Annotated in this window: 6 protein-coding genes; 4 read left to right on the top strand and 2 right to left on the bottom strand. The window is 66.8% G+C overall.

From position 1 onward, the window contains the following. Positions 1-60: 60 nt before the first annotated feature. Complete coding sequence (locus EU513_RS06865) at positions 61-546, bottom strand: GNAT family N-acetyltransferase (protein ID WP_129625142.1); 486 nt, start codon at positions 544-546, stop codon at positions 61-63. 192 nt (positions 547-738) lie between these two features. Further along, positions 739-1,956 (bottom strand): glycogen synthase, encoded by a 1,218-nt coding sequence (gene glgA, locus EU513_RS06855; RefSeq protein ID WP_129625141.1) that lies wholly within the window; start codon positions 1,954-1,956, stop codon positions 739-741. A gap of 96 nt (positions 1,957-2,052) precedes the next feature. On the opposite strand from glgA, the gene glgC reads away from it, so the two are divergent. From glgC to cphA, 4 genes are all read left to right on the top strand, one after another. Beyond that, positions 2,053-3,300 (top strand): glucose-1-phosphate adenylyltransferase, encoded by a 1,248-nt coding sequence (glgC, locus tag EU513_RS06850; protein ID WP_129625140.1) that lies wholly within the window; start codon positions 2,053-2,055, stop codon positions 3,298-3,300. Then, complete coding sequence (gene serB / locus EU513_RS06845) at positions 3,297-4,526, top strand: phosphoserine phosphatase SerB (protein WP_129625139.1); 1,230 nt, start codon at positions 3,297-3,299, stop codon at positions 4,524-4,526. Before glgC ends, serB begins: the two co-directional genes overlap by 4 nt. Continuing rightward, complete coding sequence (locus tag EU513_RS06840; protein WP_129625138.1) at positions 4,519-5,406, top strand: cyanophycinase; 888 nt, start codon at positions 4,519-4,521, stop codon at positions 5,404-5,406. The genes serB and EU513_RS06840 overlap by 8 nt, the downstream gene beginning before the upstream one ends. Positions 5,407-5,491: 85 nt before the next feature. Continuing rightward, on the top strand, positions 5,492-8,350 hold the full coding sequence (gene cphA / locus EU513_RS06835; protein WP_129625137.1) for a cyanophycin synthetase: 2,859 nt from the start codon (positions 5,492-5,494) through the stop codon (positions 8,348-8,350). Positions 8,351-8,355 lie beyond the last annotated feature (5 nt).

Genomic DNA, 8,355 nt, shown 5'->3' with positions numbered 1-8,355 from the left:
GTGGCTGCTCGACCTGGCCACCACGTAGGCACTTTGCTGCATTGCAGAGGGTAAGCCCTCTTATCCCACGCGGCCGACCCAGCGCGTTTCACCGTCCTCCGTGATCTGGGTAGGTTGCAATCCCAGATGACGCGCGATGCGCTGGGACGCCTCGTGATTCGGGTGGATGTGAGCGACGATCTCCTCCATTCCTCGCGCGCGCAGTTCCTCGAGGAGTAACGAGGCCGCCCGGGTCGCGTAGCCGTGACGCTGCCACGGTCGGCCGATGACCCAAGCAATCTCGGCCGGCCCCCCACCTGCTGGAACGGTCGCCTGCACGTAACCCACAGCCGCCTGCTGTCCACCGGCGACGACGACGTGGTTGATCCATACCTCGGTTCCGTCCGCAGAATGCCCACGGACCTGGGCGGCGTAACGCCTCTCCAGCTCGGACCGGCTCGGCGGTTCACCGCCGGTGAACTCGTAGAGGTCGCGATCGGCGAGAACGATGGCCATTTCGCCGGCGTCGGTCACGCGGAGCGGACGGATGCTGACAGTTTCGGTCATGGGCTCAGTCCACCGGAACCGCTGTTCAGCCACAACCGATTTCGACGAGCGCGGGTCATGACCCACCTCACCGACGGCGTTTCCCGCTACGAGGAACCACTCAGAGAGCTGGACGCGCAGATGCGGGCCGGTCGTCCGTTCGTGGCGCACTCGACACGCCACCTCATCGAAGCCACCGCCCGATCTGAGCGTTCAGTCCCTCTTGGAGGACTGAGCGACGATCTCCTCGTATGCAGCCTTGGTCTTCTCGGCGATCGCGTCCCAGCCGAACTTCTCCACGGCACGCTCGCGACCGGCGCGGCCACGACGCTCGGCTTCCTCCCGATCCGAGACGGCTTCGTTCAGTGTCGCGGCCAGGTCGGCGACGAACTTGTCGGGGTCGACCGGGGTGCCGGTGCCGTCGGAGACCTGTTCGATAGGGACCAACCAACCGGTCTCGCCGTCCGCAACGACTTCGGGGATGCCACCGGTCGCCGTTCCCACGACCGCGGCCTCGCAGGCCATTGCCTCGAGGTTCACGATGCCGAGCGGCTCGTACACCGATGGGCAGACGAAAACCGTTGCAGCAGAGAGCAGTGCGATGACTTCCTTGCGCGGAAGCATCTCGTCGATCCAGATGACGGGTGCGGTGCGGTTGTCGCGCAGCTCGTCGACGAGGCCCTTGACCTCCTGCAGGATCTCCGGGGTGTCCGGCGCCCCGGCACACAGGATGAGCTGGACCTCGTCCGGCAGTTCGCGGCAGGCGCGCAGCAGGTAGGGCATGCCCTTCTGGCGAGTGATGCGTCCGACGAACACGACGGACGGCTTGTCGGGGTCGGCGCCGTGCTTTCGCACGATCTCCTTGCCCTCGTCCGACGAATCCCGCTGCCACAGTTCGGAGTCGATGCCGTTGTGGATGACTCGCACCTTGTCGGGATCGATGTCGGGGTAACACCGCAGCACGTCCTTGCGCATGCCGTCGCTCACCGCGATGATCGCCGCCGCGTGCTCGTACGCGGTGCGCTCGACGTACGACGAAACCTGGTAGCCGCCGCCGAGTTGCTCGGCCTTCCACGGACGCAGCGGCTCCAGGCTATGTGCGCTGATCACGTGTGGGATGCCGTAGAGCATCGAGGCCAGGTGACCGGCCATGTTCGCGTACCAGGTGTGCGAATGCACCAGGTCGGCCTCACCGCAGTCCTGCGCGATCGTGAGATCGACGCCGAGCGTCTTGAGCGCACCGTTCGCGTCCGCCAACTCCGGCAGATCGGGATAGCCGTAGGTATCCGGCTCGTCCTGCGGTTTGCCGAACGCTCGCACCGCCACCTCCTGCCCGATGCCGCGCAACGCCCGGACGAGCTCGGCGACGTGAACACCGGCCCCGCCGTAGATGTTGGGTGGGTACTCCTTGGTCAGCACGTCCACTCGCATGCTCGAAACGCTACCGCTGCCCAGGGTGCGAGATGTCTGCGGACGTCGACCGGACGTTCCCCGCACCGACGACCTCGAACGTCATAGGTTGGACCCATGGTTTCCAAGGGTCCGAAAGTGCTGGCCATCGTCCTCGCCGGAGGCGAAGGCAAACGTCTGATGCCGCTGACGCAGGATCGTGCGAAGCCGGCCGTCCCGTTCGGCGGCATCTACCGCCTCATCGACTTCGCGTTGTCGAACCTGGTGAACAGCGGTTACCTGAAGATCGTCGTCCTCACCCAGTACAAGTCGCACAGCCTCGACCGGCACGTCACGAAGACCTGGCGCATGTCCACGATGCTCGACAACTATGTCGCTCCCGTGCCCGCGCAGCAGCGCGTCGGCAAACATTGGTTCGCCGGCTCGGCCGACGCGATCTTCCAGAGCCTCAACCTGATTCATGACGAGCGGCCCGAGTACGTCGTGGTCGTCGGCGCCGACCACGTCTACCGTATGGACTTCAGCCAGATGCTCAGCCGGCATATCGAGTCCGGGGCGGCCGCTACCGTCGCCGCGATACGCCAGCCCATCTCGCTGGCGAACCAGTTCGGCGTCATCGACCTCGACCCGCAGACACCGGGCAAGGTGCGTGCGTTCCTGGAGAAGCCGTCCGACCCGGAGGGCCTGGCGGACAGCCCGGACGAAGTGCTCGCCTCGATGGGCAACTACATCTTCACCACCAGGGACCTCGTCGACGCAGTCACCGCCGACGCCCACAACGAGTCCAGCGATCACGACATGGGTGGCGACATCGTCCCTTGGTTCGTCGACCGCGGTGAGGCCTACGTCTACGACTTCAAGGACAATGAGGTGCCCGGCGCGACCGAGCGCGACTTCGGCTACTGGCGTGACGTCGGCACCATCGACTCCTACTACGAGTCGCACATGGACCTCACCTCGATCCACCCGATCTTCAACGTCTACAACTACGACTGGCCGATCCGCACGAGCCCGGGCAACTTCCCGCCGGCGAAGTTCACCACGGGCGCTTCGGACATCGCCGGCTACGCGGTGGGGTCGATCGTGTCGCAGGGGTGCATCGTCAGCGGATCGACGATCCGAAACTCGGTACTGTCCCCTAACGTCCGCACGCACAGCTTCTCCGAGGTCAGCGACTCGGTGGTCTTGAACAACGTTGAGATCGGCCGCAACTGCCGCATCCGGCGCGCGATCATCGACAAGGATGTCGTGGTGCCGGCGGGTACGAACATCGGCATCGATCATGCGCACGACCGCGACCGTGGGTTCACCGTCTCAGAGTCCGGCATCGTCGTCGTCGGCAAGGGGACGGTCATCCTCCCGTGACCGGGGCCGCTGTTCCGTCGGCTTCGGTCGACACCCTCCTGCTGACGGTTTCCGCAGTCGACCAGCCGGGCATTACCAACGCTCTGTTGCGCCAATTGCCCTCCGATGCACCGGTGTTGGACCTCGAGCAAGTCGTGGTGCGTGGCCGACTCACGCTGTGCGCCCTGCTCGGCAACGCCGAGAGCGTGTTGCACGCCAGGCCGCGACTGGACGCCTGGGCGCACGAACACGAACTCGACCTTCACCTCGTCGAGGGCCACGGCGACAACGCACCCCGGCGTCCTGGACGCGCGTACGTCGTCGTGCTCGGTGATCGGTTGTCGGTCAAGGCGGTCGGCGCGGTCACCGATCGCATCACTGCATCCGGCGCCAACATCGACCGCATCCGCCGGCTGGCACGCACGCCGGTCACGGCCATGGAATTCGATGCGTCCGGCGCCGATGTCGCCGAACTCAAGCGTGAACTCGCAATGGTTGCAGCGCAGTTCGGTATCGACATCGCTGTAGCCGCGGGCGGCTTGGCGCGCCGTGGACGCCGCCTGCTGGTGATGGATGTCGACAGCACGTTGATCCAGGACGAGGTGATCGAGTTGCTCGCCCGGCACGCCGGACGCGAACAGGAAGTTGCCGCCGTCACCGAACGGGCGATGCGCGGTGAGATCGACTTCACCGAGAGCCTGCACGCCCGGGTCGAGGCACTGGCCGGTCTGCCGGTGAGTGTGCTGGACGAGGTACGTGACCAGGTGCGCCTGACACCCGGCGCCCGCACGTTGGTGCGCACGGTCCGGCGTCTCGGATACACCGTGGGGGTCGTGTCCGGCGGTTTCATCGAGATCGTCGGGCCGCTGGCGGCTGAACTCGGCATCGACCACGCTCGCGCCAACGCCCTCGAAATCGAGGACGGCCGGCTGACCGGACGCGTTGCCGGGCCGGTGATCGATCGCGCCGAGAAAGCCCGCACCCTGCGCGAGTGGGCTGACCTCGCCGGACTCCCCCTCGAACGCACCGTCGCTGTCGGTGACGGCGCCAACGATCTCGACATGCTCGCGACCGCCGGCATCGGCATCGCCTTCAACGCCAAACCAGTCGTTCAGCAGCAAGCTGACACCACCGTCAACGTGCCCTACCTGGACTCAGTGCTGTTCCTGCTCGGCATTTCCCGCGACGATGTGGAGGAAGCAGACACCGTGGAAACCACCGCTGCCTACAATCCCCACCATGCGTAAACCAGGTTCTCGTTCCCTGCTCATCATCGGCGGCGCCGAGGACAAGGTCGGACGCGTCACGATCCTGCGTCGCTTCGTCCGGCTGGCCGGTGGACGCAAGGCGAAACTCGTCGTCATTCCCACCGCGTCGTCCGTGCCCGACGAGGTTGTCGAGGTCTACTCGACGGTCTTCAGCCGACTGGGCTGCGAGTCGATCGACGAGGTCAACCCGCGCAACCGGATCGCCAGTAACGACGAGGAACTCATCCGACGCGTCGACGAGTCCACCGGCATCTTCATCTCCGGGGGCAACCAGCTGAAGCTGAGCCAGTTGATCGTCGGGACGCCGCTCGGCGCCGCACTGTTGCGCGCTTATCAACGTGGGGCAGTGATCGCCGGCACGTCCGCGGGTGCGTCGATCATGAGCCAGTTCATGATCTCGATGGGCGAGGAAGGCGTGACCCCGCGGCAGCGGTCGTCGCAGCTCACCGCCGGGCTCGGCCTGCTGCCCGGCGTCATCGTCGACCAACACTTCGACCAGCGCGCCCGGTACGGACGCCTGCTGTCTCTGGTCGCCGGATCGCCGTCACTGCTGGGCATGGGCATCGACGAGGACACCGCCGCAGAGATCACCGACGAAACCGAGCTGACCGTCGTCGGCAGCGGCGCGGTGTTCGTGGTCGACGCCCGCAAGGCGATCACCGACGCCCACGAAGCACGGCGCGATGCACCGCTGCTGGTCACCGGCGCCGTTGTCCACACGTTGCCGTTCGGTGCCACCTTCGACCTGGAGACCGCCACGCTTGTCGACTTCGTCGAGAAGTACGCCGATGTCGCCGTCCAGTCCGGCCGCGACCAGCACGACACCGCCACGGCCGCAGCCGCGTTGCGGCACCACTGATCCCAGCACTGAACCAGCACTGAACCAGCACGGAAACAGCACGGAACCAGCACGGGGCTACCGAGCCTGAACCGGAAGTGAGCACATGACCCAAACGCCTTCGCAGACCCCGACCGAACCCGCGGCCCCGGAGCTCACCATCCGTTCGACACGCGTGTACCGGGGTCCGAACGTGTGGTCGTACGAGCAGGCCATCCACTTGGTCGTCGACCTCGGCGTGTTGGAGCAGTACCCGACCAACCTGTTACCCGGTTTCACCGACCAGCTGGTCGAGTTGCTGCCGAACATCGAAGCCCACACGTGTTCCCGCGGCCAACGGGGCGGTTTCGTCGAGCGGCTGCGCGAGGGCACGTGGCTGGGCCATGTCGCCGAGCACATCGCCCTGCAACTGCAGCAGGAGGCCGGCCACGACATGCGGCGCGGCAAGACCCGAGCCGTACGCGACGAGGTGGGTGTCTACAACGTCATCTACGGCTTCATGGACGAGCGGGTGGGCCTGGCGGCGGGCGAACTCGCGGTGCGACTGGTCAACCATCTTGTGCAGCCCGAGGAAGGCTTCGACTTCACCACCGCCCTCGACGAGTTCCTGGTACGCGCCGGACGCACCGCGTTCGGGCCGTCCACCGGCGCCATCATCGAAGAGGCTGTCAGCCGCGACATTCCCTGGACCCGCCTGAACGAGCACTCGCTCGTCCAGCTGGGTCAGGGCGTGCACGCCCAGCGCATCCGCGCCACGATGACCTCGCAGACCTCCGCACTCGCTGTCGACATCGCCGGCGACAAGAACCTCACCACCAGGCTGCTCGCCTCTGCCGGGCTGCCGGTGCCCAAGGCGGAGACCGTGCGCACCGCCGATGGCGCCGTGTCCGCCGCTCGACGCGTGGGCTTCCCGGTGGTCGTCAAGCCGCTCGACGGCAACCACGGACGCGGCGTCGTCCTGAACCTCACCTCCGACGAGGAGGTGCGGGACGCATTCGTGATCGCGCAGGCGCAGTCGCGGCGCGGCGTCGTCCAGGTGGAGTCGTTCATCACCGGCAAGGACTACCGCTGCCTGATCATCGGCGGACGCATGGCGGCGATCGCCGAGCGCGTCCCCGCGCACGTTGTCGGCGACGGCGAGCACACCGTGCAAGAACTCGTCGACATCACCAACTCCGACCCGCGACGCGGTGTCGGTCACGAGAAGGTACTCACCCGGATCAAGGTGGACGACGCCGCGATCGAGCTCGTCCGCGAGCAGGGCTTCGGCATGGACGAGGTTCCGCCCGCGGACAAGATGGTGAAGCTGGCCCTGACCGGCAACATGTCGACCGGAGGCATCAGCGTCGACCGCACGTTCGACGCCCACCCCGACAACATCGAGATCGCCGAGGAAGCCGCCCGGATGATCGGGTTGGACGTCGCCGGCATCGACTTCATCTGCCCCGACATCACCGCCCCGGTGCGCGAGACCGGTGGGGCCATCTGCGAGGTGAACGCCGCTCCCGGCTTCCGGATGCACACGCACCCGACCGTCGGCGAACCACAGTTCATCGCCAAGCCGGTCGTCGACCTGCTTTTCCCGCCCGGTGCCCCGTCGCGTGTACCGATCGTCGCGGTCACCGGCACGAACGGCAAGACGACCACATCGCGCATGCTCGCCCACATCATGAAGGGCCTCGGCCGCAAGGTCGGGATGACCTCTACCGACGGCATCGTCATCGACGAGCGTCTGGTGATCAAGGCGGACGCGTCCGGGCCCCGTTCGGCTCGTATGGTGCTGCAGAACCCGCGCGTCGATTTCGCGATCATGGAGGTCGCCCGCGGGGGCATCCTGCGTGAAGGACTCGGCTACGACCGCAACGACATCGCGGTCGTGACCAACATCCAGGCCGACCACCTCGGCCTGCGCGGCGTCGATTCGCTCGAAGACCTCGCCGCGGTGAAATCCGTTGTGGTCGAGGCGGTTCCGCGCGATGGGTATGCCGTGCTCAACGCAGACGACCCGCTGGTGCGCAAGATGCGACGCCGCTGCAGCGGCACGATCGTGTGGTTCTCGATGGAGCCCCCCGGCTCCGAGGTGCGCGACTTCATCGACGAGCGTTGCCGGCGCGGTGCGCGCGCCGTCGTGCTCGAATCGTCCGAGCGCGGCGAGATGATCGTGCTGAAGCAGGGTCGCCGGTCGATGCCACTGGCGTGGACCCACCTGCTGCCGTCGACCTTCAACGGTGCGGCCCGCATGAACGTCGCCAACGCGCTGGCCGCCGCAGGTGCCGCGTTCGCCGCCGGCGCGCCGCTGCACGACATCCGCCAGGGGCTGCGCACCTTCGACACCTCTTACTACCTGTCCCCCGGACGTCTGAACCGCCTCGAGGTCAACAACGCCGAGGTGTTCGTCGACTACTGCCACAACCCGCCCGGCATGGAACGACTGGGCGAGTTCGTGGAAGCGTACGTCGGCCAGCGGCAGGGTTCGACCGACCACCGCATCTCGCGCATCGGCATGATCGGTGCTGCCGGCGACCGCCGCGACGAGGACGTCCGCGAATTGGCGCGGGTCGCTGCCGAGCACTTCGACGTGCTGATCATGCGCGAGGACGACAACCTGCGCCGGCGTCCCGCCGGTGAGGCTGCCGCGCTGTTGGTCGAGGGTGCTCGCGAAGCACAGGCCGGCGGTGCGCGCGTCCGACAGATCGAAACCGTGCTCGACGAACACGACGCGGTGCGTCATGCGGTGCTGCGCGCCAACCCTGGCGACGTGGTCGTGCTGTGCGTCGACCAGCACGCGAAGGTGCTGAACGAACTGGAGTCGTTCAGCCAGAAGGCGCAGGCCGGTTCACGCTTCAGCGACGAGCAGCCCGGCGACCCCGACCTCGACCCGCAGGAACTCGCGGCCGAGGCGGAGTCGGCGATGGCCAAGGACGACATCGAGGTCCGCGAAGCGATGGAGCGTCCGCAGAACTGACCTCG

Origin of the sequence: Yimella sp. RIT 621, assembly GCF_004146205.1 — a bacterium.
GTDB classification, from domain to species: Bacteria; Actinomycetota; Actinomycetes; order Actinomycetales; family Dermatophilaceae; genus Yimella; species Yimella lutea.
This window is presented reverse-complemented; position numbering and strand designations above follow the sequence as displayed.